The organism is Rhizobium sp. AC27/96 (assembly GCF_001692325.1).
Taxonomy (GTDB): Bacteria; Pseudomonadota; Alphaproteobacteria; order Rhizobiales; family Rhizobiaceae; genus Rhizobium.
On the sequence record NZ_LXKN01000012.1, the window covers coordinates 84,643 to 107,868 of the forward strand.

The 23,226-nt window shown below is 58.4% G+C and carries 23 protein-coding genes; 14 read left to right on the forward strand and 9 right to left on the reverse strand.

The features are described 5' to 3' along the window. Nucleotides 1-133 precede the first annotated feature (133 nt). The 6 genes from A6U86_RS11410 to A6U86_RS11435 all read right to left on the reverse strand — a co-directional run bounded on the left by A6U86_RS11410 (nucleotide 134) and on the right by A6U86_RS11435 (nucleotide 5,909). A complete protein-coding gene (locus A6U86_RS11410; RefSeq protein WP_141683682.1) occupies nucleotides 134-931 on the reverse strand; it encodes an anti-sigma factor in 798 nt (265 codons plus the stop codon). Next, nucleotides 931-1,476, reverse strand: coding sequence for an RNA polymerase sigma factor (locus A6U86_RS11415; protein ID WP_068390735.1), 546 nt, complete (start codon nucleotides 1,474-1,476; stop codon nucleotides 931-933). The genes A6U86_RS11410 and A6U86_RS11415 overlap by 1 nt, the downstream gene beginning before the upstream one ends. A gap of 90 nt (nucleotides 1,477-1,566) precedes the next feature. Beyond that, nucleotides 1,567-2,310 carry a superoxide dismutase gene (locus A6U86_RS11420; RefSeq protein WP_068390857.1) on the reverse strand — a complete coding sequence of 248 codons (744 nt, stop codon included), beginning with the start codon at nucleotides 2,308-2,310 and terminating at the stop codon, nucleotides 1,567-1,569. A 151-nt stretch (nucleotides 2,311-2,461) separates the two neighbouring features. After that, nucleotides 2,462-3,055: a DUF3455 domain-containing protein gene (locus tag A6U86_RS11425; RefSeq protein ID WP_244509881.1), complete on the reverse strand. Its 594-nt coding sequence runs from the start codon at nucleotides 3,053-3,055 to the stop codon at nucleotides 2,462-2,464. 176 nt (nucleotides 3,056-3,231) lie between these two features. Continuing rightward, nucleotides 3,232-4,572: an FAD-binding oxidoreductase gene (locus A6U86_RS11430; protein WP_068390738.1), complete on the reverse strand. Its 1,341-nt coding sequence runs from the start codon at nucleotides 4,570-4,572 to the stop codon at nucleotides 3,232-3,234. Nucleotides 4,573-4,886: 314 nt separating this feature from the next. After that, nucleotides 4,887-5,909, reverse strand: coding sequence for a LacI family DNA-binding transcriptional regulator (locus A6U86_RS11435; protein ID WP_068390863.1), 1,023 nt, complete (start codon nucleotides 5,907-5,909; stop codon nucleotides 4,887-4,889). Between the two features lie 281 nt (nucleotides 5,910-6,190). Here A6U86_RS11435 and A6U86_RS11440 point away from each other — a divergent pair, with 281 nt between their 5' ends. From A6U86_RS11440 to A6U86_RS11470, 7 genes are all read left to right on the forward strand, one after another. After that, a complete protein-coding gene (locus A6U86_RS11440) occupies nucleotides 6,191-7,528 on the forward strand; it encodes an ABC transporter substrate-binding protein (RefSeq protein ID WP_068390740.1) in 1,338 nt (445 codons plus the stop codon). 113 nt (nucleotides 7,529-7,641) lie between these two features. Next, nucleotides 7,642-8,589, forward strand: a complete 948-nt coding sequence (locus tag A6U86_RS11445; protein WP_068390743.1) for a carbohydrate ABC transporter permease — start codon at nucleotides 7,642-7,644, stop codon at nucleotides 8,587-8,589. Then, nucleotides 8,586-9,524, forward strand: coding sequence for a carbohydrate ABC transporter permease (locus A6U86_RS11450; RefSeq protein ID WP_068390746.1), 939 nt, complete (start codon nucleotides 8,586-8,588; stop codon nucleotides 9,522-9,524). The genes A6U86_RS11445 and A6U86_RS11450 overlap by 4 nt, the downstream gene beginning before the upstream one ends. Next, the gene (locus tag A6U86_RS11455; protein ID WP_068390747.1) at nucleotides 9,521-9,709 is read left to right on the forward strand and encodes a hypothetical protein; all 189 of its coding nucleotides are present in this window, start codon (nucleotides 9,521-9,523) and stop codon (nucleotides 9,707-9,709) included. Before A6U86_RS11450 ends, A6U86_RS11455 begins: the two co-directional genes overlap by 4 nt. 2 nt (nucleotides 9,710-9,711) lie before the next feature. Further along, entirely contained in the window at nucleotides 9,712-10,809 is a 1,098-nt protein-coding gene (locus A6U86_RS11460; RefSeq protein WP_068390750.1) for an ABC transporter ATP-binding protein, read from the forward strand. After that, nucleotides 10,802-11,797, forward strand: a complete 996-nt coding sequence (locus A6U86_RS11465; protein WP_068390752.1) for an ABC transporter ATP-binding protein — start codon at nucleotides 10,802-10,804, stop codon at nucleotides 11,795-11,797. The genes A6U86_RS11460 and A6U86_RS11465 overlap by 8 nt, the downstream gene beginning before the upstream one ends. Nucleotides 11,798-11,806: 9 nt before the next feature. Continuing rightward, nucleotides 11,807-13,426, forward strand: coding sequence for a dihydroxyacetone kinase subunit DhaK (locus A6U86_RS11470; protein ID WP_068390756.1), 1,620 nt, complete (start codon nucleotides 11,807-11,809; stop codon nucleotides 13,424-13,426). A 327-nt stretch (nucleotides 13,427-13,753) separates the two neighbouring features. Here A6U86_RS11470 and A6U86_RS11475 read toward each other — a convergent pair whose 3' ends face one another. The 3 genes from A6U86_RS11475 to A6U86_RS11485 form a co-directional block, all read right to left on the reverse strand. Next, nucleotides 13,754-14,809, reverse strand: a complete 1,056-nt coding sequence (locus A6U86_RS11475; protein ID WP_068390758.1) for a LacI family DNA-binding transcriptional regulator — start codon at nucleotides 14,807-14,809, stop codon at nucleotides 13,754-13,756. Nucleotides 14,810-14,827: 18 nt separating this feature from the next. Beyond that, the gene (locus tag A6U86_RS11480; protein WP_068390760.1) at nucleotides 14,828-15,274 is read right to left on the reverse strand and encodes a VOC family protein; all 447 of its coding nucleotides are present in this window, start codon (nucleotides 15,272-15,274) and stop codon (nucleotides 14,828-14,830) included. A gap of 120 nt (nucleotides 15,275-15,394) precedes the next feature. Further along, entirely contained in the window at nucleotides 15,395-16,300 is a 906-nt protein-coding gene (locus tag A6U86_RS11485) for an aldo/keto reductase (protein WP_244509883.1), read from the reverse strand. A gap of 91 nt (nucleotides 16,301-16,391) precedes the next feature. Here A6U86_RS11485 and A6U86_RS11490 point away from each other — a divergent pair, with 91 nt between their 5' ends. From A6U86_RS11490 to A6U86_RS11520, 7 genes are all read left to right on the forward strand, one after another. Continuing rightward, nucleotides 16,392-17,291: a carbohydrate ABC transporter permease gene (locus A6U86_RS11490; protein WP_068390762.1), complete on the forward strand. Its 900-nt coding sequence runs from the start codon at nucleotides 16,392-16,394 to the stop codon at nucleotides 17,289-17,291. Next, nucleotides 17,288-18,241 (forward strand): carbohydrate ABC transporter permease, encoded by a 954-nt coding sequence (locus tag A6U86_RS11495; protein WP_083196794.1) that lies wholly within the window; start codon nucleotides 17,288-17,290, stop codon nucleotides 18,239-18,241. Before A6U86_RS11490 ends, A6U86_RS11495 begins: the two co-directional genes overlap by 4 nt. A 24-nt stretch (nucleotides 18,242-18,265) precedes the next feature. Next, nucleotides 18,266-19,366: an ABC transporter ATP-binding protein gene (locus A6U86_RS11500; protein ID WP_068390764.1), complete on the forward strand. Its 1,101-nt coding sequence runs from the start codon at nucleotides 18,266-18,268 to the stop codon at nucleotides 19,364-19,366. Nucleotides 19,367-19,398: 32 nt separating this feature from the next. Continuing rightward, complete coding sequence (locus A6U86_RS11505; RefSeq protein ID WP_068390767.1) at nucleotides 19,399-20,646, forward strand: ABC transporter substrate-binding protein; 1,248 nt, start codon at nucleotides 19,399-19,401, stop codon at nucleotides 20,644-20,646. 73 nt (nucleotides 20,647-20,719) lie between these two features. Beyond that, nucleotides 20,720-21,199 (forward strand): VOC family protein, encoded by a 480-nt coding sequence (locus tag A6U86_RS11510; RefSeq protein WP_068390769.1) that lies wholly within the window; start codon nucleotides 20,720-20,722, stop codon nucleotides 21,197-21,199. Nucleotides 21,200-21,254: 55 nt separating this feature from the next. Beyond that, the gene (locus tag A6U86_RS11515) at nucleotides 21,255-22,010 is read left to right on the forward strand and encodes a sugar phosphate isomerase/epimerase (RefSeq protein WP_068390770.1); all 756 of its coding nucleotides are present in this window, start codon (nucleotides 21,255-21,257) and stop codon (nucleotides 22,008-22,010) included. Nucleotides 22,011-22,015: 5 nt separating this feature from the next. Further along, nucleotides 22,016-23,212 carry a mandelate racemase/muconate lactonizing enzyme family protein gene (locus A6U86_RS11520; protein WP_068390771.1) on the forward strand — a complete coding sequence of 399 codons (1,197 nt, stop codon included), beginning with the start codon at nucleotides 22,016-22,018 and terminating at the stop codon, nucleotides 23,210-23,212. The last annotated feature ends 14 nt before the right edge of the window (nucleotides 23,213-23,226 follow it).

Consider the following 23,226-nt stretch of genomic DNA (forward strand, 5'->3'; position numbering starts at 1 on the left):
GCATCTCTCCGCTTGATTGGGTCAATGCCAAGCGGAAAGACAGGTCAAATCGTGGTGGAATTCAACAGCATCGCCTTTCGAAAGAGCCCATCAAGCCACCAAGAGCCGGAGGCAAGACGATGCTGGCGGCTCATCAGCCAGAACCGGTAAGGGCTGATTGAAGCTGACGGGCGAAAGCTTCGAGTTGCTCCGGCGGGTTTCTGCCGATCACCATAAACGAATGATCGGCGCTCGACCAGAAAATGATACTCATCCCGAGCCGTTGCTCTCTCTGCAGACCAGTTTTTCCAGTGCTGCTATGCGTGACACAAAGCGCCACGGGGCCATATTTCGGGTCAAGATAAGCGATCTGCGCGAGCGGCTTTTGATTAAATGTCAGCAATTGAGCGCGCTTGAAGGGAACACCGGAAATCATCAGACCCTGTGTTGTCAGCGGCAACTGCATGACATTCGCCACTCTTGCAATCTGATCTGCCTTCACTGAAGGATCGTCACTTAAATTGCTTAGCGTGTCAGCGGAATAGAGCTGCATGTAGTCGGCGACTACGGCTCTCCAATTTTGGGAGGAAGCGTCCTCCATTGATGAAAGATAGCGTGTCAACCCTCCACCCAAAGCCACGCCGGCCATGAGGCAAGCGGCAGCCAGGAACCAACGCCGGCCTGACGAAGAGGGGCTTTGGTCGATTTGGCCGATTGCGGCCGGAAGTTTCGATTTCATCCGCTCGACGGGAGCATCATCCAGAAGAGCAGCGAAGGCGGGGCCCATCGAAACAGAGTTGGAAGCCAGGAACTCGAACCGATCGCGAAACGCGCTATCCTGGTCCAAGCGCGCTTCTACAGCCAGCTTCGCCGCCGCATCCAGTTCACCGTCCAGATAGACCACAATCAACTCGTCGACAGACATTGAAGCCAGATCAAGATGTGTTGACATCAGTCTCTCCTTTCGCGAAGCGCCGACGCATTTGCCATGGACATGATATCGGCAAGCCTTGCGCGTGCATTCGCGAGCCGGCTCATTACGGTGCCAATTGGAATATCGAGAACGTCCGCGATCTCCTTGTAGGAGAGGCCTTCGACATAGGCCAGGAACACGGCGTTCCGCTGTGCTTCTGGAAGCGCGTCGACGATCTTCAGGACTTGATTAGCCATCAGGCGCGTTTCGTTTTCATGCTCACCGTCGACGACGAGCGCGCAGTCGGCGTCAACGATGCCTCCACCCAAGCGGATGCGCCTGGATCGCACCTCGTCGATCCAGATCGAATGCAATATCGAAAACAACCATCGATCGAGCCGCGTGCCAGGCGTATATTGGATCGCTCGTTCGATCGCCCTTAGACATGTGGCCTGCACCAGATCCTCAGCCACGTCGCGTTGCCGGGATAAGACATATCCATAACGCCACAGCCTTTTCAGATGGTCGACAAGGCCATTCTGCACCTCTTGCTGAGCGTGGTAGAGTTTGCGATCGTCTATCAAGACACGCTATCCTCGTGCTGTTACACTGTGCCGACAGCAGGGGACGACAGCCAACCCCTTCGGATCGGCCGGCGTCCTCGCAGCTTTCGATCATATCGTCAATTTGCCCTGCCGCGCTGCGGCATAACGCTCGCCGATTTTCGTCCAATCAATCACCTGCCACCATGCGGAAAGATAGTCTGCGCGGCGATTCTGATAGCGTAGATAATAGGCGTGTTCCCAAACGTCATTGCCGAAGAGAACACGCTTGCCTTCCATCAATGGCGTATCCTGATTGGGGCGAACCTCCACGCCGAGCTTGCCCTCTTGCGTAACCGTCACGAATACCCAGCCCGACCCGAATATCTTGGTTCCCGCAGCGTTGAAGGTGGCCTGCAGTTGGTCGAGCGCTCCAAAGTCACGCCCGATGGCGGCGGCGAGTTCTCCGGTAGGCCCGGCACCGGTCCCCCCCATGATTTCCCAGAACATACTGTGGTTGACGTGGCCGCCAAGATTGTTGCGCACAGTCATGCGGACGCTGTCAGGCACCTGATCGAGATTTGCCAGCAATCGCTCCATCGGGTGATCGGCAATTTGTGGCGCCTGCTTCGCCGCGGCATTGAGATTTGCCACATAGGCGGCATGGTGCTTGTCGTGATGCAGATGCATCGTATCGGTATCGATTGCCACCTGAAGCGCATCATAACCATATGCCAGCGGCGGCAATTTGAAGGGCCCCTCGCCGCTATCGACGGCTCCAGCGCCTTGCTGTGCGGCGGCAATGCGGGTTGTCGCGAGCGCGGCCATGACGCCTGCTGTCGCGACGATCATATGTCTGCGGGTAAGATTGAACATCATCGTTTCCTCTACGTGTAAAATAGCTGGTGCCTGCGGAGCCTGCCTTGCCGCGGTTGTGATCACGGTCCGACGCACTCCCCATGGCGGATGAAGAAAATGGGAGTTCAGAGTTCGCGGTTTTGGTTGCTGTTTTCGGCGCCCGACCAGATCAACGGGTCAGGAAAACATAGTCTGCGCTGTAGGGCTCGGAATGCAGGTCACCTGTCTTGTCGCAGGCACCGGAGTAGATGCCGCCCTTCGTGTCGAGCCGCTGCACGGTGTCTACCTTGGACAAATCTCCGCTGCCATCATGCTGTATGACATCAAGTCGGAGTACAGGAATATCCTTTTCGGACGCGCCGGGAGCCTGGGCGACAACCTTACCCTTGATCCGGGATCCATCGTTAAATTCCCATCCAGGTCCGGCGAAGTGACGGCCAACGGTCTTGCCTTCCGATATCAGCGTCGCCAAAGGTTCGCGGAATTGCCAGGTGAGTTTTCCTGCCGCATCAGCTTTGCATTCATAGATCTGCAAACCGACGGCGTGGACCTGCCAGATAAGCTTGGCTTCGTCGGCCCGGATCTCTTTGGGAAGCGGCGCCGCCGTCGCGCCGATCGCCGAGGCCAAGGTCAGAAGCGCGATCACACCCATGATGATATAGAGAGCAGCCGGCATGAGCCGGTTCTTCATGGCCGTTGGCCGGATGATTGTCGTCGTTGCCGCGGCAATAGTGGACGCGTCCCGCCGGTGAAATCTCGTCATCGTCACATCTTCCCTTTCACAAAGCGAACACTCTCGCTTGGTTTCAGGCAGTGAACGGAACAGTCGCGATTTTATTCATGTCGATCGAAAAAGATTCTCCATGTGAAAATGAAGAACTGCCGCTTCTGTCTGAGCAGGTCCGAAAGGCTCCAATCGCGGTCCGATGAAGAGATCTGTCAGATGGCAGGGCCCATTCGAATAGCGCTGCCATCCGTGAAACGGGACAGGCGAAAGCGTTGAAGATCGTGACCGATTGCATTTCCTTGGATCAGGTCAGACATGATGCGACCGATCCCAGGCCCTATCCCGAAGCCGTGACCACTCATCCCTGTTGCTACGAATAGCCCGCCAATCGGTTCAACCCGATCAACGACGGGGACGGCGTCGGGCATGGCGTCAATCATGCCCGCCCATGTTGTTTCCAGGCGAACGTTCTCGAACTGCGGAAACAGATTTTTGAAGCCGCGTAGGATAGCAGCCAGATCGGAACGACCGGGAGCAGGATTAAGCACCCGCATGCGCTCGAAAGGGCTTGTCGTGTCCGGCGTCCAGTCGCGAGGGGTAGACCAACCATCGGGGAATCCCGAGGGAGCCGCCGGCAGATAACGCGTCCCAAAGGGGTGAGCCATGAGAGCCGGAAGATATTTCCTGGCGTGTCGAAATGCATCGGGACCGACATAAAGAAGATTGCTTCCGCCCGGAGCCACCGTGTACCCCCCATCATGCCGGCGCCTGAACGCGATATCGTCATCGACGGCCGCGCCCGCATGGAACTCGGGCAAGGGTGCTGTTGCCGCGACCGTGGCCCTGACGCTGAGCTGAGGGATGGAAACACCATGCTTTCTTAAAAACAGCGACGACCACGCACCTCCGGCAACAAGGACGTTCGAGGTTTCGATCTTTCCGCGCTCGGTCCACACGCCAGCTATCTTGCCCGCAGCTATGTCGAGAGTTCGGGCCGCGCAACTTTCAATGATCGTGACGCCCCTGCCGGCGGCAAGTCGCGCAAGGGCCGGCACGGCTCGCCAAGGCTCCGCCCGCATGTCAGATGGCGTCGTCATCGCCCCGCAAAACTTGCGCGCCATACCCTGAATCATGGTGGAGACCTGCGCCCCGTCGACGAGACGGGTATCGATGCCATGAACGGCGGCGATCTTCATGAAGTCTGCAAACCCCGCCATGTCCTTTTCGGACCTTGCAAGATAAGTAACCCCCGTCTGCCTCAGGCCGATGTCTTCACCACACTCTTCCGCGAGCTGCTGCCACAAACGGCATGCCTCGATAACTATGGGAAGTTCGTCCTCGTCCCTTCCCTGCTTTCGTATCCACCCCCAATTTCGCGAGGATTGCTCGGCAGCGACACGTCCTTTTTCCAGCAAAGTCACCTGGATGTTGCGGGCGGCAAGGAAGATCGCTGTGCTGACACCAATGACCCCACCGCCAATGATCACCACCTCCGAGGTCTTTGGAACGGCGTTGGAATGTCGGATCGGGTCAGCATCGGAAAATGGGAACATCACAGCATCTTTGTGGATGGAGGGTTTCCATGATCCCTAGCCTTCGAGCGGGCCCGTTTCAAGCGCTGCAAGCTCAGCCGCGTTGACGTGCCAATCGCCCAGCCTATCGTCCACCTCTGGCTGGATACAGAGGGGGCTTCTTGAAGCTATACGGAATTCCGATTCCATCATCCCGATGGATCGGATGGGATGTTTGACGAAGCCCTCCCAAATGGCTGGCCTTGAAATAAGGTAAACCGGGGCTCCGGAGTGACGGGAAACGATGTCCGATGATTGTATGCGTATGTTCGCCGATCCGCTCGTCTGCCGCTGTCTCAGATATTCTCTTTTAAAAGAACCTCGATGCGGATTTTCTCCTGGGAGGCGATCGGTTCGCGCATGTCGCTACGGGCGCGCAGGATGCGGATGGCGCTGCGCACTGCGTGGCCAGGATCCTGTGCAATGATCGCGTCGATGCCATCCTCGCGAAGCGATTGCTCGCTGAAGGGCGTACGCTCATGAACGACCACTGTCAGGTCGCGCAGGTCGACAAATTGGGCGATCGCGGCAACGGGCGCGCGGCTCTCCGAACAGATGATATAGGCCGCTTCGATATCCGGATTGTGTTCCAGCACCTTTTGGATCACGGCCCCGGCGCGTCGCTCATCACCGTAGGTCTCGAGCGATGGAAGGGCCGTCAGATGCGGAAACTGGGCATTCACGATACTATCGAAGCCACGTCGACGTTCGATGCTGTCGCGGGCGCCCATCGATTCGGCAATGATCATGATCTTCGCCGGATCGCGGCCGAGAAAACGGCCGATGATCTTGCCGGCGGTAGCGCCGGCCGCAAAGTTATCGACGCCGACGAAATCCGCTGTTTCCAACCTTTCCTGGCCGGAAAGAAACTGGACGACATGGATACCGCGCGCCATCAGCCGACCCAGCGCGTCGCGCACTTGCGGCGATTCCGGCGCCATAACCGCGACGCCATCCGTCTCAAGACTGTCGATCGAGGCTAGGTAACGGGACAACTGATAGGGATCGTCAGTGGCGATCTGGGTGACCGACACCTCCGTCAGATCCGACCGAACCGTCTGGCGTGCCTCCTCTACCCGCTGCAGCAACTCGCTTAGATACTCATCGCCCTTGCTCGGCAGTACGAAGCGAAAACGGTAAATTTTGTTGCGGGCGAGGACCACGGCAGCGGGATTGCGTACAAAGCCAATTTTTTCAATGGCTTCGTTGACCTTTCGTGCCGCTTTTGCGCTGACATTCGGCCGATCGTTCAGAACTCGATCGACAGTTGCCAGGCTGACCCCAGCGGCTTCCGCCAAGTCCTTTGCTGTTGGTCGCATCATCTGCGTTGATCACTCTTCCATGCGTTGCCGAAACACTTTTTCACGAAGAAAAGCCAAAAAGCAAGAAATTGAAGTGCGCACCTCAAAATTTACTTGCATTGAGGTGCGCACCTCAATTAGATGCATGCAACAGCAGCCGTCGAATGGTGTCGCAGGACATCAGGGCGTTGCTACTGGAGGGGAGATTGCCTGAGGAGGCAGTCTTGGAGGTTGATGGTGCTCATCGGAGCGCTCGGAACAACGCCGATGGAGGTCGGCATCCGAGGGAGGAGATTATCATGACGATTTCATTTCAAAGGCTGACCATTGCCGCCGGCATCGCCACCGGCCTGATGTCGCTGGGCTTGGCGACGCAGGCGAAGGCGGAAAACCTGACCCTTTGCTGGGCCTCCTGGGATCCTGCCAATGCGCTGGTGTCGCTCAGCAAGGAATTCGAGGCCAAGACCGGCAACAAGATGAGTTACGAATTCGTGCCCTGGCCGAATTTCGCCGACCGGATGCTCAACGAGCTGAATTCCGGCGGCAAGCTTTGCGACCTGATGATCGGCGATAGCCAGTGGATCGGCGGCGCCGCGGAGAACAATCTCTACGTCAAGCTCAACGATTTCTTCGATAAGGAAGGAATCAAGATGAGCGACTTCATTCCGGCGACCGTCGTCGGCTATTCGGAATGGCCGAAGAATACGCCGAACTACTGGGCGCTGCCCGCCTTTGCCGATGTCGTCGGCTGGACCTACCGCAAGGACTGGTTCGCAAAGCCCGAATTGCAGGCGGAATTCAAGAAGAAGTACGGCCGCGACCTCGCGGTGCCGAAGACGCTCACCGAACTCAAGGACATCGCCGAATTCTTCCAGGGCCGCACCGTCGACGGCAAGAAAGTCTATGGCGCCGCGATCTACACCGAGCGCGGCTCGGAAGGCATAACCATGGGCGCCATGAATGCGCTCTACAATTACGGTTTCGAATACGACAATCCGAAGAAGCCCTATGAGCTTGAGGGATACGTCAATTCGCCCGGCGCGGTGAAGGGGCTGGAGTTCTACAAGGCGCTTTACGATTGCTGCACGCCGCCCGGGTCTTCAGACGTGTACATGTCGGAAAATACCGACGCCTATAAATCCGGCCAGGTCGCGCTGCAGATGAACTTCACCTTCACCTGGCCGGGCATTAATGCCGATCCGAATGTCGGCGGCGACAAGACAGGCTATTTCGCCAATCCGGCTGGTCCCGACGGCAAGCAGTTCGCCCAGCTCGGTGGCCAGGGTATCTCGGTGGTTGCGGCTTCCGGCAAGAAAGAGGCCGCGCTCGAGTATATCAAGTGGTTCGCCCAGCCCGAAGTGCAGCAGAAGTGGTGGAAGCTTGGTGGCTATTCGGCACTCAATGCTGTGGTCAACGATCCGAGCTTTGCCACCAGCCAGCCCTATGCCAAGCCGTTCCTCGAATCCATGGCGATCGTCAAGGATTTCTGGGCCGAGCCTTCCTATGCGGCCCTGCTGCAAGCAACCCAGAAGCGTTTCCACAACTACGTCGTCGCCGGCCAGGGGACGGCCAAGCAGGCGCTCGACGGCCTGGTCACCGACTGGACCGCGACGTTCAAGGATGACGGCAAATACTGAGGCCGCCCGCCGCCGGCTTCCGGCGGACAAATGTCTCTGCGGGATCGGCGTCTCCCTTGCCGATCCCGCGACAATCCTGCCCCGGATCGGGGCTTGTGACTGAGGGGAATACCATGCTGCATTCATCGATCGACCATCGGGAAGGCGAAGCCGTGAGCCTGAAGCCGCGGCGCGTCCGGGGGCTGTCGGACCGCGTTATTGCCTGGCTCTTCGTTGCGCCGTCGATCTTCCTGCTGCTTGCCGTCAATATCTTTCCGCTGATCTGGACGATACGGTTGAGCTTTACCAATTTCCGGGTCAACCGGCCGAACGCGCCGCTTAAGTTCGTAGGGCTGGATAATTATGTGAGCGTGCTCACCAATGGTGACGTCTGGCAGACGATGCAGTCCACGGCGCATTTCCTGATCTGGACCATCGTCCTTCAGGTACTGATCGGCTTCACGCTGGCCTATCTGATCAACAAGAAGTTCCGTGGCAACGACATGTGGACGACGATCATCGTGTTGCCGATGATGCTGAGCCCGGCTGTCGTCGGCAATTTCTGGACCTTTCTTTACCAGCCGCAAATTGGCCTTTTCAACTACATCGTCGGTTTTCTCGGTGGCGTGGACCCCTCGTCCTTCTCGATGATCGGCGACGTGTCGCTGGCGCCCTGGGCCATCATCATCGTCGATACCTGGATGTGGACGCCCTTCGTCATGCTGATCTGCCTGGCAGGCCTGCGGTCCATCCCCAACAGTATCTACGAGGCCGCCGAATGCGACCGGGCAAGCCGGTGGCGGCAATTCTGGACGATCACTATTCCGATGGTCCTGCCCTTCCTCATGCTCGCCATCCTCTTCCGCGGCATCGAGAATTTCAAGATGTTCGACCTGGTCGTGCAGCTGACCGGCGGCGGCCCTGGCTCGATCACCGAGCTTACCTCGATCAACCTGAAGCGCGAAGCCTTCGAGCAGTGGCACACGGGCTACGCCTCTGCCTATGCCGTCATCCTCTTCGTGACCGTCTTCGGCCTTGCGTCGATCTACGTCAAAGCCCTGAACAAGGTTAAGCAAAGATGAGCTTCTCAGTCACCGAACCGTCGGGTCGCCAGAAATGGTTTGCGGGAGCCCTGGTCGTCGGCTACGCGCTGGTCACCATCCTGCCGTTGCTTTGGATCATCGCCACCGGCTTCAAGTCTCCCGAGGATTCCATCGCCTATCCGCCGAAGACGTTCTTCTCTCCGACGCTGGAGGGCTACGTCAATCTCTTCACCACCCGCACCCGGGCAACCGACGACGAGCTGAAGACGATCGGCGAGCCAACGACCTGGTACGACAAGATCGTGCGCAGGAGCGGCTTTATCATTGCCGGCCCATCGCGTTTCCTGCAACGCTTCACGAATTCGATGATCATCGGCTTCGGCTCGACGGCACTGTGTATCGTGCTCGGCACGGCCGCAGCCTATGCTTTCTCCCGCTTCAAGGTGCCGATCAAGGACGATCTTCTCTTTTTCATCCTGTCCACCCGGATGATGCCGCCGATCGCCGTTGCCATCCCGATCTTCCTGATGTTCCGCCAGCTTGGCCTCAACGACACCCATGCCGGCATGATCCTGCTCTATACGGCAGTGAACCTGTCGCTTGCGGTCTGGTTGCTCAAAGGGTTCATTGACGAGATTCCGATCGAATACGAGGAGGCGGCGCTGATCGACGGTTACACCCGCTTCCAGGCCTTCTACAAGGTCGTGCTGCCCCAGGCGATGACCGGCATAGCATCGACGGCCATCTTCTGCCTGATCTTCGCCTGGAATGAATATGCCTTCGCAGTTCTTCTGACATCCGGCGAGGCGCAGACGGCGCCACCCTTCATCCCGATGATCATTGGCACCGGCGGCCAGGATTGGCCGGCAGTGGCGGCAGGCGCGACACTGTTCCTTGTTCCCGTCATGATCTTCACCATCGTCCTTCGCAAGCATCTGCTGCGCGGCATCACATTCGGAGCTGTTCGCAAATGACCGAGTTCTTCAACGGATTGCGCGGCCTCAGGCGCGGCGCCTGGGAAATGGTCGCATCCATCCTGATCGCGCTGGGCGTCGTGATGCTGATGCAGCCCTTCGCGCTCGAAATCTATTCCTACTCCTTCATCGTCACGCTGGTGGGCACCGTCATGTTCATCATCGTCAGCCATTTTCCGGAGTAACCATGGCACAGATCAGAATTCAGAATGTGCGCAAGGAGTTCGGATCGTTCACCGCGGTCCGGTCTTCATCCTTCACAGTCGAAGACGGCGAGTTCTTCATGCTCCTTGGTCCATCTGGCTGCGGCAAGACCACTACGCTGCGCATGATGGCAGGCCTCGAGCTGCCGACATCGGGTGAGATTTACATCGACGGAGAAGAAGTCGCGATGAAGCGGGCGAGCCAGCGCGACATCGCCTTCGTCTTTCAGATGTTCGCGCTCTATCCGCATATGAACGTGCGAAAGAACATCTCCTATCCGCTGCTGAGCCAGGGGATGCCCCGCGCCGAGGCAAGGCGGCAGGTAGAAGAGGTAGCGCGCATCCTGAAGATCGAGCATATACTCGACAGGCCGGTCGGCGGGCTTTCCGGCGGCGACCGTCAGCGCGTCGCGCTGGGCCGTGCCATCGTGCGCCGGCCGAAGGCCTTCTTCATGGACGAGCCGCTCGGCGCGCTGGATGCGGAATTTCGCGAGCACATGGCGGAAGAACTGCGCGCGCTTCACGATCGCATCGGCGCCACCACGGTCTATGTCACCCACGACCAGCTCGAAGCGATGCAGATGGGTGACAAGATCGTGGTGATGAACCACGGCGTCGTCGAACAGTTCGGCAAACCTCAGGAAATCTACGACTGGCCAGCAACGAAATTCGTCGCAAGGTTCATCGGTTCGCCGGCCATGAACCTGCTCGATTTCGAAGGGGCAATCGATGTCGGCGGCGATAGCGTCGAGCTGTCGGGGCAAAAGGTGAGCGTCCCGTCGTCGCGCCAGGGTGCCGGGGGCAAGCTCACGGTTGGGGTCAGGCCCGAGCATATAAGTTTTTCCGATGCATCGAACTATCGCGGCCGGGTCGTCGCCACGGAATATCTCGGCACCACGCAGATTATCACGCTGGCGACACCGAACGGTGAGGCAAAAGCCCGTACCTCGTCACGCGAAATTATCAGGGCCGGTGAAACCATCGGGCTGGAATTCAATTCTTCCACCATTACTCTTTTCGAAGGGGCGAACGGACAAGCACTGCTTTCCCAAGCCAATGAAAGGGTCCTGCGTCATGGCTGAAGTCGTGCTTGAAAACGTCACCAAGACATTCGCCGGCCGGCCGGCGTTGAGTAATGTATCGCTGACCATCCCGAGCGGCTCCTTTGTCGTGCTCCTGGGCCCGACGGGGGCCGGCAAGACAACGACGCTGCGCATGGTCTCCGGCCTTGATCAGCCCGACAGTGGCACCGTCTATTTCGGCGGCCGCTCGGTTCTTGGGCTTACGCCGGCTCAGCGCAACGTCGCCATGGTTTTCCAGCAATATTCGCTCTACCCGCATCTGACCGTGCGCCAGAACCTGGAATTCCCGCTGAAATCGCCGCTCCTGAAGACGCCGCGGGAGACCATTGACAGAAAGGTCAATGCGATAGCCGAAATGCTGCAGATTTCCCACAAGCTGGATAACAAGGCCACGGCGCTCTCCGGCGGCGAGATGCAGCGGGTTTCCATCGGCCGCGCCCTGGTGCGTACGCCGCAGATCTACCTGATGGACGAGCCCTTGAGCTCGCTTGATGCCAAGCTGCGCGCCGACCTGCGCGTGGAGCTGAAAAACATACAGGCCAATTCCGGCGCAACGCTCCTCTACGTTACCCACGACCAGATCGAGGCGATGACGATGGCAACGCATATCGGCGTGCTCCATGAGGGTCGGCTGGTGCAGTTCGGTCCGCCGCGCGAGATCTACGAACAGCCCGTCAGTCTTTACGCCGCGACGCGACTTGGCCAACCGCGCATAAACATCCTGCCCGCTGATACCTTCCCCGATGTACCTTCCGGAGCCGTCAGCATCGGCCTCAGGCCGGAGCACATCGCGCAGGGCAGCGGCCAGGAGGCTACCGTCAAGCGAGTGGAGCGCCTCGGCGATCAGACCCGCCTGCATCTTTCGTTCAAGAACCATGATGTCGTGACCGTGACCGAGGCCCACACGCGCCTCGGCGGCGGAGACATCGTCAAGATACAGCCGGACAGGCCGCTCTATTTCGGCGCCGACGGCATGCGCATCGCATAAGGAGCACACATGGCACAGTTCATCAACAGGCGGGAAGACGTGGTTACGGAGGCCATCGACGGCCTACTGGCATTGAGCGGCGGCGCACTGAAGCGGCTCGACGGATATCCGCATATCCGGGTTATCCTGCGCAGCGATTGGGATAGGTCGAAAGTAGCGCTGGTTTCCGGCGGTGGCTCCGGTCACGAGCCTGCCCATGCCGGCTTTGTCGGCAAGGGGATGCTGACGGCCGCCGTCTGCGGCGACGTCTTCGCCTCGCCAAGTGTCGATGCGGTACTGGCGGGCATTCTTGCGGTGACCGGATCTGCCGGATGCCTGCTGATCGTCAAAAACTATACCGGCGACCGGCTGAACTTCGGCCTTGCCGCCGAGCGGGCCCGTGCCTTCGGGCTCAACGTCGCAATGGTGATCGTCGGCGACGACGTGGCGCTGCCGGACTTGCCGCAGGCCCGCGGCGTTGCCGGTACGCTGCTGGTCCACAAGATCGCCGGCGCCCTTGCCGAAAGCGGCGCCGATCTCGATACGGTGACAGCAGCGGCCCGCCGCGTCATAGCCGGCACGAAGAGCATCGGCATGTCGCTCGACACCTGCACAGTGCCGGGATCGCCGAAGGAAGATCGCATTCCCGACGGCATGGTCGAATTGGGCCTTGGCATCCACGGCGAAGCCGGCGTCGAGCAGATAGGCTTCGTCGATGCGAGGACCGCGATGGAAGCCGTGACAGCCAAGCTTTCCGCCGCCATGGAAGACAGGCCGCATGTGGCGCTGATCAACAATCTCGGCGGCACCTCCAGCCTTGAAATGTCGCTTCTGGCCCACGAGCTCATTGCCTCGTCAATCGGCCGGCGCATCACTCATGTGATCGGACCTGCTGCCATGATGACCTCGCTCGACATGCATGGATTTTCCGTTTCCGTCTATCCCGCCGAGGAGGCCGATATTAAGGCGCTGGGCACACCGGTGCCGATGGCGGCGTGGCCGGGCCTTTCGATAGTCAAGCCGATCGCCGTCGATATGCTGCCCGACGGGCTGACGCCCATTTCGCCGCTTCCATCCGATCACAAGCATACGCGCGCGTTCGTTATCGATTGCTGCGAAACCCTGATTGCCGCGGAACAGGATCTGAATGCGCTCGATGCCAAATCCGGTGATGGCGACACGGGATCGACGCTGGCCGGCGCGTCACGGGCGCTGATCAAGGCGATCGATCGGTTGCCTCTCTCTGATCACACCCAGCTTTACCGCGCCATCGGCCAGGAGTTGAGCCAGACAATGGGCGGCTCGTCCGGCGTACTCCTGGCGATCTTCTTCGCTGCTGCCGGCGACGCGGCTTCGAGCGGCCTGCCGATGGCGGATGCCCTGAAGGCGGGGCTGGTGCGCATGCAAGAGATCGGCGGCGCGCGCCTGGGAGACCGCACGATGGTCGATGCGCTGTCGCCGGCATTGGACGCGCTGGGCCAGGGCATCCGTCCGGCGGCGCTGGCAGCCCGCACCGGAGCTGATCTCACAGCCACCATAGTGAAGGCCAAGGCCGGTCGTGCCGCCTATATCAATGCCAAGCAGCTGGAAGGCCATGTCGATCCTGGCGCCGAAGCTGTGGCGCTGCTGTTCGAACATCTGGCGAGGTGAAGCAAGAGGCCGCGCGCCGGCTCGTCCACCATATTGGTCAATTGCCGGAAGGGATACCGAAGTAGCTTCTGTCAATTGCGTCACGATGCCGGTGATCCTTCGATCATCGGCATTGTTGATCTTTCCTTAGGCTATGGCCAGCCCTCAGGAACAACAGCTTACAATCTGGAATGGCAACAGCCGTCTATAGTCGTAATTGTCGCTAAGCTGCCACTGATCTCCCGGATGGCCGACGGTTCCGTGGTAGGCGACGACGCAGCCAGCTCCCAGCTCGACGCCCAGAAATTCGACGTATCGACAGGCAAGGCAACGCTCGACAGAGCAGTATTATTCTGCTTGGGGTAGCGCGTTCATCAATGATGGAACAACGGGCCTCGATGAACTCTCACGGATCAGAAGGTCTGGCTCGACCTGAATAACTCGTGGTTCGGGAAGATCTCCGCTGACGGCAATCAGCTCGATGATGCGAGCCACGGCCAGCTGCGAGACGCGCTCGACATCGTAATCGACCGTCGACAGCGGCGTTACGGCGAACTCTCCGAATTCGATGTTGTCGAACCCGATGATAGACATCTCGTTCGGCACCTTAATCGCGTGCTTGCTGCAATAGCGCAGCACACCGAGCGCCAGGGAATCATTTGTGGCAAAAACCGCGGTCGGCTTGACCGAACGTTGCATCAGATCCGCCATTGCCCAGTAGCCATATTCGACGGAGTGCCCTTTGGGATCGACGAAAAGCTCGGCATCGACAGCGAGACCTGCTTCGGTATGCGCCTGCACATAACCGCTTTGCTTTTCCGTGTTGCCGAGAATGACGGCGCCGTCGATCAACGCGATCTTCTTGTGGCCAATGGCAATCAGATGGCTGACAGCCTTGTAGGCGCCGCTCTGCTCGTCCATCGAGACTGCATCAATGCCGGCATTGGGATCACCGACGAGAAGCACGACCGGATAGTTTCGGCTGCGCAGTTGCCTGATGTGGTCGAGGCGGCGGTGGCTGCAGGGAAAGATCAGCATGCCATCGGCACGGCGCGTGCTGAAGACCTCGATCATCCGCATCTCCTCCTCAATATTGTTGTTCGAGGTGGCGAGCAACGTCGTATAGCCATTGCGGGCAAGAGCCAGTTCGATGCTTTGCGCGACATGGGTCAACACCGGGTTTTCCAGATCGGTCAAAATCAGTCCGATCGACTTGGTTTCCTTGGCAACAAGCGAGCGGGCAACATCGTTGGGCAGGTAATTCAGCTGCTCGGCCATCTGCTTGATCAGTCTTCGCGTTTCCAGCGGAATCCGCGGGCTGTCGCGCAAAGCAAGCGAAACGGTGTTGACGGAAAAACCTGTCCGCTCAGCCACATCCTTCAGCCGTGCTACAGGTTTTCCCATCATCTTCTCCGCTTTGTATCAGGCCGACTGCCGCTGCTTGCGCAGCTCATCAATAGCCTTGAATTGCAGGCAGTCGGGATGCATTTCCATCAATTCGATCCGATTGCCGTCCGGATCTTCAATCCATGCCTGTCGATTGCCGTCAAGCCCCTGTTTGATCTCGGCCGTCAACTTGATGCCCGCGGCCTTGATACGCTCGGCCGTTCCGTCGAGATCCTCGATGATGAAGCACATGTGATTGACACCGTTGGCATTCCAGCCTGGGGCACGATCGTTCTCAGCTCCTGGAAATATCTCCAGATACTGATCGTCTGTGATGCGCAGATAGACAAGCCATGTGCTGCCATCGTCGTTCTTGAGCCGCAACATCTCGGGAAACTGAAGACGCTCGCGATAGAAATCGAGCGATGCGTCGAGATCCTTCACCTTGATTGCCACGTGACCGATGCTGGTAATTCCACGCATTTTTTAGATTCTCCTTCCTATTCCGGCGTCGAGAAAACTCTAGAGGCGCCAATGATAACGATAATACAACCTGTTGATTTCAAAGAGCTTCAATTCAGCGGGCGATCTCCTCCCCTTTGATCAGTCCCAATCCGGTCCCCAATCCGGATCGATCGAGCGCGTGCCCGGCGTAATCCCGTCTATCATCGCGACCTCTTGCGGACTGAGGCGCAGTGTGGTTGCGGCGAAATTTGAACGGATGCGCTCTGGCCGGCCGGAGGTCGGGATTGCGGCATAACCCTTGGCAAGCTCGTAGGCGATGGCGATCTGCTCTTCCGTCGCATTGTGATGCCGGGCGATGGGCGTGAGAACAGGGTGACCGGAAACGCGCCCATGCGCTATCGGCAGGTAACAAGTGACCAGAATACCGATATCCATGCAGAAATCTGCGATTTTATGGTTTGTAAACAGCGGGTTGAGTTCAATCTGATTGGTGGCGATCCGACCGCTGCCAATTAACCCTTCGGCTTCCTTCAGGAGCGCAATGGTGAAATTGGAAACACCGATCAGCCGGGTCAGGCCGAGTGCCTGCGCCTCGACAATCTGGTGCATGTACGTCGCAAGCGGTATCCGCCCATTCGGGGCCGGCCAATGAATCAGGCATAGATCCACCTGATCGACGCCAATCTCTCCCAGGCTGCGCCTGAGCGAGGGAATAAGCTTTCCTTCGGCAAGATTCTCGCTTGAAATCTTGGTTGTGATGAAGACCTGATCGCGTGTGAGGCCGCTACGCCGGACCGCCTCGCCAACGGAGGCTTCACTACCATAGGTTTGCGCGGTGTCGAGGTGCCGGTAGCCAGTTTCAAGTGCAGCAAGGATTGCTGCTGTTCCGGCTCCCCCAACTCGACCATAGGTGCCGAAGCCGATTTTGGGAATCTCTACGCCATATCCACCTGCATTCATGCAATTTTCCCTCGATTTTGCGTCTGCGAGAGCGATTTTGCGACGCAAAACATAAATAGCGGCCAAATTGCCGACTTGACGCATGCATCGTCACATGCCAGTATTAACGCTAATATGATTTCGACGCAAGAGGCCTTCTTACAACCAGAAGGGTGACGGGATCAGGGAGGACAGAATGAAGCTACGATGGAGCCGTCTATCGCCGCAGCTTGCCTTGGCTCCCGCCGCGGCCATCACACTCGTCGCATTCGCCGGCTCGATCCTCTGGACGATCTATATCTCGTTCACACAAAGCCGACGTCTGCCGGATTACGCGATCGATTGGTCCAATCCCTTCCGCCAGTATCAGCGGCTCTATCACGACATGGGTTGGCACATTTCGCTTTCCAACCTGATCATTCTCGCGATCGGCAGCGCCCTTGCCATCGTGTTCGGATTCATCCTGGCGGCCATGATCGAGCGAGAGCGGCGCGGTGAAGACGCCTTCCGGACCGTGTTTCTCTACCCGCTCGCCATCTCGTTGATCGTCACCGGCGTCGCCTGGCGCTGGATTCTCAATCCTCAACTCGGCCTGGAAAACTTCCTGCATCAGATAGGCCTGACAGGCGTCAGCCTCAACTGGCTGGCAAGCGGCGATACCGCAATCTACGCCATCATCCTGGCGTCGATCTGGCAGAGCTCCGGCTTCTATATGGCGCTGATGCTCGCTGGCCTGAAGGGAATCAACACGGAAATATGGAGCGCTGCGCGACTTGACGGGGCAAGCCTGTGGAAGGTCTATCTCGAAATCATCATTCCGATGATGAAGTTCACTTTCCTGACTTGCGCCATCCTGCTCTCGCTCGGTGTCATCAAGGCCTACGACATCATCGTCGCAATGACCAATGGCGGGCCTGGCCAGTCGACGTGGATGCCGGCCTATTTCACCATCAACGCTTTGACGAACAAGAACAATCTCGGCTACGCCTCGGCCGCCGCCTCCCTCATGCTTGCCATCACTGTGCTTGTCTTTCTGCCGCTCGTTCTTCTCGTCGTCTGGCAGCAGCGCCGCGCCGGCAAAGGAGGTCTCGCGTGAGCAACGTAAATCCCCTGCAACTGCATGCGTCCTCGGCCAAGCCCGCGCTTCGCGTCGCCGCGAAGCCTGAGGCAAATATCATCTATCCAAGGCGCAAGAGGCGAATAAAGGCGCGGTCCATCGCGGTTCTCGTCTTTCTCAGCATGGCAGCGTTGTTCTTCTGCGTGCCGCTCTATGTGCTGATCGTGACGTCCTTCAAGACCATGGATCAAATACGCGAAGGCGCCATCTTCTCGTTGCCGCATGTCTGGACACTCCAGCCTTGGGATTACGCCTGGAACGACGCCTGCTCGGGCCTGACTTGCACAGGCCTCAAGGCGGGTTTCATGAATTCCGTGGAAATCCTCATCCCCTCACTGATCGCTTCCATCGCCATATCGTCGGTGACTGGCTATGCGCTGGCCATGTGGAACGTCCGCTGGGCGGGAACATTTCTCTTTGTGCTTTTTCTCTGCGCTTTCGTGCCGTTTCAGATCATCATGTACCCGCTGATCATCATCACGGTTAATCTTGGCATCTATGGTTCGATATGGGCGGTGGCCTTCATTCACACCATTCTTGCCATGCCGGTGCTGACGCTCATCTTCCGGAACTACTACAAGGATATACCCGCCGATCTCATCAAGGCCGCCATCATGGACAGCGGTTCCTTCTGGCGGATCTTTACCGAAATCATCCTGCCGATGTCCGGCAATATCATGATCGTCGTGCTGATCATGCAGATCACCAGCATCTGGAACGACTATCTGATCGGCGTCACCTTTGGCGGCCTGGGAGCCGCGCCCATGACGGTCAATCTTGCCAACATGGTGACGGTGACGACCGGGACGGCCTCGTACAATTCCAATATGGCGGCGGCGCTCCTGACCGCCATTCCACCCCTCTTCATCTATTTCGTACTCGGAAAATTCTTCGTCCAGGGCATCTCAGCAGGCGCCATCAAAGGCTGACCGGACGGATCAACGGAGGACTGCATGCCCAGCGTCTCGTTTGAACATATCGTCAAGAAATACGGCGAGCTCACCGTGCTCGACGATTTGAATCTTTCGATCGAGGACGGTGATTTCCTCGTCTTGCTCGGCCCTTCCGGCTGCGGCAAGACCACGCTCCTCAATCTGCTTGCCGGCTTGAACGACGTGTCCAGCGGCCAGATCATGATTGGCGCACGCGATGTCACCGATCTCGATCCAAAGGATCGCGGCCTCGCTATGGTCTTCCAGTCCTATGCGCTCTATCCGACAAAGACGGTTAGGGGAAACCTGAAGTTTGGCCTCTCCGCCAGCCGGCTTCCCAAGGAAGAGGCCGAAAAGCGCATCGCTTGGGCGGCCGATATGCTGCAGCTCGGAGCATTGATGGATCGCAAGCCTGCGCAGCTGTCCGGCGGCCAACGGCAGCGCGTCGCAATCGGCCGGGCGCTCGTGAAGCATGCAGGCGTCCTGCTCTTCGATGAACCACTCTCCAATCTCGATGCCAAGCTACGCACCGAGATGCGCATGGAAATCAAGAAGCTGCACGAGGCACTCAACCCGACCGTCGTTTATGTGACGCACGACCAGATCGAAGCCATGACCATGGCGACGAAGATCGCCATCATGAACGGTGGCGAAATCCAGCAATTCGGCTCACCCGACGATGTCTATGAAAACCCGGCCAATCTTTTCGTGGCCGGCTTCATCGGCTCGCCGGCGATGAACCTGTTCGAGGTGGATATCGGACATGAAGAAGGCCGCGTGATCGGCAGGTTTTCGACCGGCGAAACCATCGCTCTGTCGAGCTATCCATTCGCGAAGACGCCGCAAGCAGGGTCGAAGGCGGTCGTCGGCTTGCGGCCCGAGCATTTTGCAAGACCCGAAGAGAGCGCGGACGACAGCGCTCTTGCAATCGAAGTGCCGGTACGCGCTGTCGAGCGAACCGGCTCCGATGCCATCCTGTCGTTGAATTTTGCCGGCGGGTTGCTGGCCGTGCGGGCAGAACCCGATCGCGCGGCGGGAATGAAAGCCGGGCAGATGGTCTCTATCCGCTATCCAAAAGCCAAGATCAATCTTTTCGACGCCAAGACCGGGCAGCGCATGTAACGGCCTTGTCATTTTTCATTGGGAGGAAAAACATGTTCAAGACGCTGAAGTTAGGCATCGGGGTCGGATTGCTGGCCACCGTTGCGATGGCATCCGCCTCCGCCGAAGATCTCGTGATCTATCAGGACTGGTCTTCGCCGGCTGAGGTGGCCGCGCTGAATGTTCTCAAAAAGGCAGCGGCGGCCAAGGGTATCAACTGGATCGATATCAGCATTCCGCACGACACAGGCTCGAACGTCAATCTTCTCAATCTCGTGACCGGCGGCAACCCGCCGAACGTCTTTGTCGAGAACAGTCCCGGCGTCTATCGCGACCTGACCAAAATGGGTCTCGGTCATCCGCTGACGGAGCTTTTCACCACGAGTGGCGCCGCCGATCATTTCCCTGCTGCCGTCAAGAAATCGATCACGGTCGACGGTGAAATGATGAAAATCCCCCTCGGCATCCAGATGGACGGAATGGTCTATTACAACATGGATGTCGCCAAAAAGGCCGGTGTCGATCCGACCAAATGGAATTCGCTGGATGCCATGTTTGCCGATTTTCCGAAGATCAAGGAGGCCGGCTTTGTTCCTCTGGCGCTTGGTGCGCAGCAATGGCAGGTCGGCTATCTTATGCATGCGCTGGTCGCCACGCTTGGAGGCCAGGATGTTTACATGAAGGTCTACGGCGAAAAGCCGGATCGTGCGGCGCTGGATTCGCCCGCCATGCGCGATGTCTTCACATGGCTTCGCAAGTTCCAGCAGGCAGCCGATCCCGGTTCGGTCAATCGCGACTGGAACATGACCACCAATACGGTGATCACCGGGAAGGCATTGATGCAGATCCACGGCGACTGGATGAAGGGCGAATGGGTGGCCGCGGGCAAGCACGCCAATCAGGATTTCGGCTGCATCCCGATCCCCGGTGCCAAGGCCTATGCGGTGAGCGTCGATTCCTGGGGCATTCTCGGCAAGCAATCCGCGGCCAAGGACAAGGCCGAACTCGATTTTGCGGCAACAATCGTTGACCCCGCCGTCAATACCGCCTTTGCGGCCGCGAAAGGATCGACGCCCATTCGCAACGATGTCGACGCCTCGAAGCTCGACGGTTGCTCCCAGGAGGTCCTGACGATGTTGAAGGATCCGGACAAGCAGGTCCAGAACCCGCATTCGATGACCGATGCCGATTGGCTGGCCGCGACCTGGGAGGTCGCGTTCAATTTCTGGAGCGATCCTTCCATGTCCGTCGACGATGCCATCAAGCAGCTTCAATCCGGTTATGACACGATCGTGCAGTAGCCTTCCCATGACTGCCGATCCGCGACCCGAAAATCGGGTCGCGCAATTCCCCCAGGACCGAAAGGCATTATCCATGAACACCACAGTCCTCGATGAAGATCGGGTCTTTCAGATCTGCTTCGTAACAGACGATGTGCAGAAATCCGCAAAGTGGTTTTCCGAACTCACCGGAAAGCCGGTTCCGCCGGAAGGCAAGGCGGCAGATCCCGAAGAGGCACAGGCCATCTACAACGGCATGCCGGCCAAGGTTGGCTGCCGCATCATCATGTTTGAATTTGGCAATATCGACTTCGAATTCCTGCAGCCCGGACCGGAGAAAAGCGCCTGGCGCGATCTGCTGGAGGCCAAGGGCCCCGGTTGCCACCATATCGCGTTCAAGACCCGCAACCTGACAAAGAAAAATGCCTTTCTCGAAGCGCAGGGGCACAAGCTTCTGCAACGTGGTGAATTCCACGGCGGTCATGGCCGATACGCCTATTACGATACGATGCCGCAGCTCGGCGCTTTGATTGAACTGCTCGAATTCGACACCGACAAGGAGCCGCAACCGTAAGCGAAAACAACCTCTGAAAAATTTCGCGTCCGGTCGTCAATGAAAGCCGCATCCGATGAACTACAAAATTGCCTACCAACTCTATTCGTCGCGCAATTTTCCGCCACTTGTCGCGCAGCTACCGATCCTGAAAGGCATGGGCTATGACGCGATAGAACCCTGGCTTCCCGCCTATGAGGTCGATCCAGCGCTCTTTCGCCAGCAGCTTGATGATGCGGGCCTTGGCTGCTTCGGCTTCCATATGCCGCTGGCCGGTCTCGTGAACGAGCCGGATCGCTATCTCGACATCGCGGAGATACTTGGCGCCACCCACCTGATACCGCCTTTCGTTCCGAAGGAAGAAAGACAAGAAACGAGTGATTTCTGGAAAGGGATCGGCAGAAAACTCGCCGTAGGGGCCGACAAAGCTGCGCCACGCGGTCTCAGGGTCGTTTGGCACAATCACGATTTTGAATATGTCCGCTTACCGGACGGCTCCCGGCCGATCGATCATATTCTTGGGGAAAGCGACGCCGTTCTCTTCGAGATCGATTGTGGATGGATCACCCGCGCCGGCGCAGACGCTGCCCTGGAGCTTCAGCATTATGCCGATCGCATCGCCTGCATCCAGGTAAAGGATACGGCACCGCTCGGAACGGTCGAGGACGATGGCTGGACGGCGACGGGTGACGGCATCATCGACTGGAAGGCGCTTGTGCCGCTGTTTCGCAAGACGGCTGCCGACCATATCGTCACCGAACACGATAATCCCTCCGATTGGCAGCGCTTCGCGCGCCGCTCGATCGATTATCTCCACGATCTTGGATTGTAGCGGCCATGAAGATCGTCGACATCAAGTGCGCCGTTATCGGACGCAGTCCCGTTTTACGGATCATCACCGATGAGGGTGTGGACGGGTATGCGCAGGCGGAAACCTGGAAATCGTTTCTCAAGCCGCACATACTGAGTTTTCGCGACAATCTGATCGGCTGCGACCCAACCGACGTCGAGCGCACCATGATGAAGATTCGCCAGCGCGGCGGGTTCAAGCCCTGGGGTGCGGCCGTCAGCACGATCGAAATGGCATTGTGGGATATCGCCGGCAAAGCGGCAGGCCTACCGGTCTACAAGCTGCTTGGTGGCAAGGTCCGCGACCGGGTTCGCGTCTATAATGGCGCGGTGCGCCTTCCGCTCGCGGGCTATGATCCGGAAGACTATGCAGCCAACACGAAGGCGATGGTGGAGCGCGCGGAAGGCTTTACCATTATCAAGCAGCCGATCGGCTTCCATAGTCCGATGGCCCGCACTATTCCGGACTTCTTCTATGGAGACCCGGAAGCCGGGAAGGTCCATGGCACCCATGATCGCGGCATGCTGACCGAGCGCGGCCTGAAGCATCTGGTCGAATGCGTCGCCGCCATGAAGGAGGTGACGGGGGATCGCATCGGGCTGGCGCTCGATTGCGGTCCGGGCTTCACTCTTCCCGATGCCATTCGCTTTGCCCGCGCCGTCGAACCTTTCAATCTCGTCTGGCTCGAGGATCTATTGACCGGCGATTACTCGCCCTTCGTCAATCCGGATATCTATCGAGACCTGACGACATCGACGACAACGCCGATCCACACCGGCGAACAGATCTATCTGCGTCAGAACTTCAAGCCATTGATCGAAGGCAAATGCGTCAACATCGTCGGCCCCGATCCCGGCGATATCGGTGGGATCGCGGAACTCAAATGGGTTGCCGAGCATGCGGATCTGCATGGCGTGTTGATGGCGCCGCATGGCACCGCCAATGGCCTGCTCGGTCTTGCCGCGCTGGTTCAGATGTCGGCGACCCTGCCGCACAACTTCATTGCCTTTGAATATCCGGTTGGCGATCCCGACTGGTGGTACGAGATCGTCGAGGGCCTACCACATCCCCTTGTTCAGGATGGACATATCCAGGTCTGGGACAGGCCGGGCATGGGCGTCAGCCTGATCCCCGACAAAGCGAGCCGCTATCTGGCACCCGAGGATGCCGATTTCTTCCGTTGAAACACGACCATGAT

Excerpts from the sequence above, each read along its gene's own strand:
- A6U86_RS11420 (WP_068390857.1), bottom strand. The coding sequence starts at position 2,310 with ATGTTCAATCTTACCCGCAGACATATGATCGTCGCGACAGCAGGCGTC.
- A6U86_RS11460 (WP_068390750.1), top strand. The coding sequence starts at position 9,712 with ATGGCACAGATCAGAATTCAGAATGTGCGCAAGGAGTTCGGATCGTTC.
- A6U86_RS11510 (WP_068390769.1), top strand. The coding sequence starts at position 20,720 with ATGAACACCACAGTCCTCGATGAAGATCGGGTCTTTCAGATCTGCTTC.
- A6U86_RS11515 (WP_068390770.1), top strand. The coding sequence starts at position 21,255 with ATGAACTACAAAATTGCCTACCAACTCTATTCGTCGCGCAATTTTCCG.
- A6U86_RS11425 (WP_244509881.1), bottom strand. The coding sequence starts at position 3,055 with ATGACGAGATTTCACCGGCGGGACGCGTCCACTATTGCCGCGGCAACG.
- A6U86_RS11505 (WP_068390767.1), top strand. The coding sequence starts at position 19,399 with ATGTTCAAGACGCTGAAGTTAGGCATCGGGGTCGGATTGCTGGCCACC.
- A6U86_RS11480 (WP_068390760.1), bottom strand. The coding sequence starts at position 15,274 with ATGCGTGGAATTACCAGCATCGGTCACGTGGCAATCAAGGTGAAGGAT.
- A6U86_RS11435 (WP_068390863.1), bottom strand. The coding sequence starts at position 5,909 with ATGCGACCAACAGCAAAGGACTTGGCGGAAGCCGCTGGGGTCAGCCTG.
- A6U86_RS11440 (WP_068390740.1), top strand. The coding sequence starts at position 6,191 with ATGACGATTTCATTTCAAAGGCTGACCATTGCCGCCGGCATCGCCACC.
- A6U86_RS11485 (WP_244509883.1), bottom strand. The coding sequence starts at position 16,300 with ATGCGTCAAGTCGGCAATTTGGCCGCTATTTATGTTTTGCGTCGCAAA.
- A6U86_RS11490 (WP_068390762.1), top strand. The coding sequence starts at position 16,392 with ATGAAGCTACGATGGAGCCGTCTATCGCCGCAGCTTGCCTTGGCTCCC.
- A6U86_RS11445 (WP_068390743.1), top strand. The coding sequence starts at position 7,642 with ATGCTGCATTCATCGATCGACCATCGGGAAGGCGAAGCCGTGAGCCTG.
- A6U86_RS11455 (WP_068390747.1), top strand. The coding sequence starts at position 9,521 with ATGACCGAGTTCTTCAACGGATTGCGCGGCCTCAGGCGCGGCGCCTGG.
- A6U86_RS11470 (WP_068390756.1), top strand. The coding sequence starts at position 11,807 with ATGGCACAGTTCATCAACAGGCGGGAAGACGTGGTTACGGAGGCCATC.
- A6U86_RS11465 (WP_068390752.1), top strand. The coding sequence starts at position 10,802 with ATGGCTGAAGTCGTGCTTGAAAACGTCACCAAGACATTCGCCGGCCGG.
- A6U86_RS11430 (WP_068390738.1), bottom strand. The coding sequence starts at position 4,572 with ATGTTCCCATTTTCCGATGCTGACCCGATCCGACATTCCAACGCCGTT.
- A6U86_RS11450 (WP_068390746.1), top strand. The coding sequence starts at position 8,586 with ATGAGCTTCTCAGTCACCGAACCGTCGGGTCGCCAGAAATGGTTTGCG.
- A6U86_RS11500 (WP_068390764.1), top strand. The coding sequence starts at position 18,266 with ATGCCCAGCGTCTCGTTTGAACATATCGTCAAGAAATACGGCGAGCTC.
- A6U86_RS11410 (WP_141683682.1), bottom strand. The coding sequence starts at position 931 with ATGTCAACACATCTTGATCTGGCTTCAATGTCTGTCGACGAGTTGATT.
- A6U86_RS11475 (WP_068390758.1), bottom strand. The coding sequence starts at position 14,809 with ATGGGAAAACCTGTAGCACGGCTGAAGGATGTGGCTGAGCGGACAGGT.
- A6U86_RS11520 (WP_068390771.1), top strand. The coding sequence starts at position 22,016 with ATGAAGATCGTCGACATCAAGTGCGCCGTTATCGGACGCAGTCCCGTT.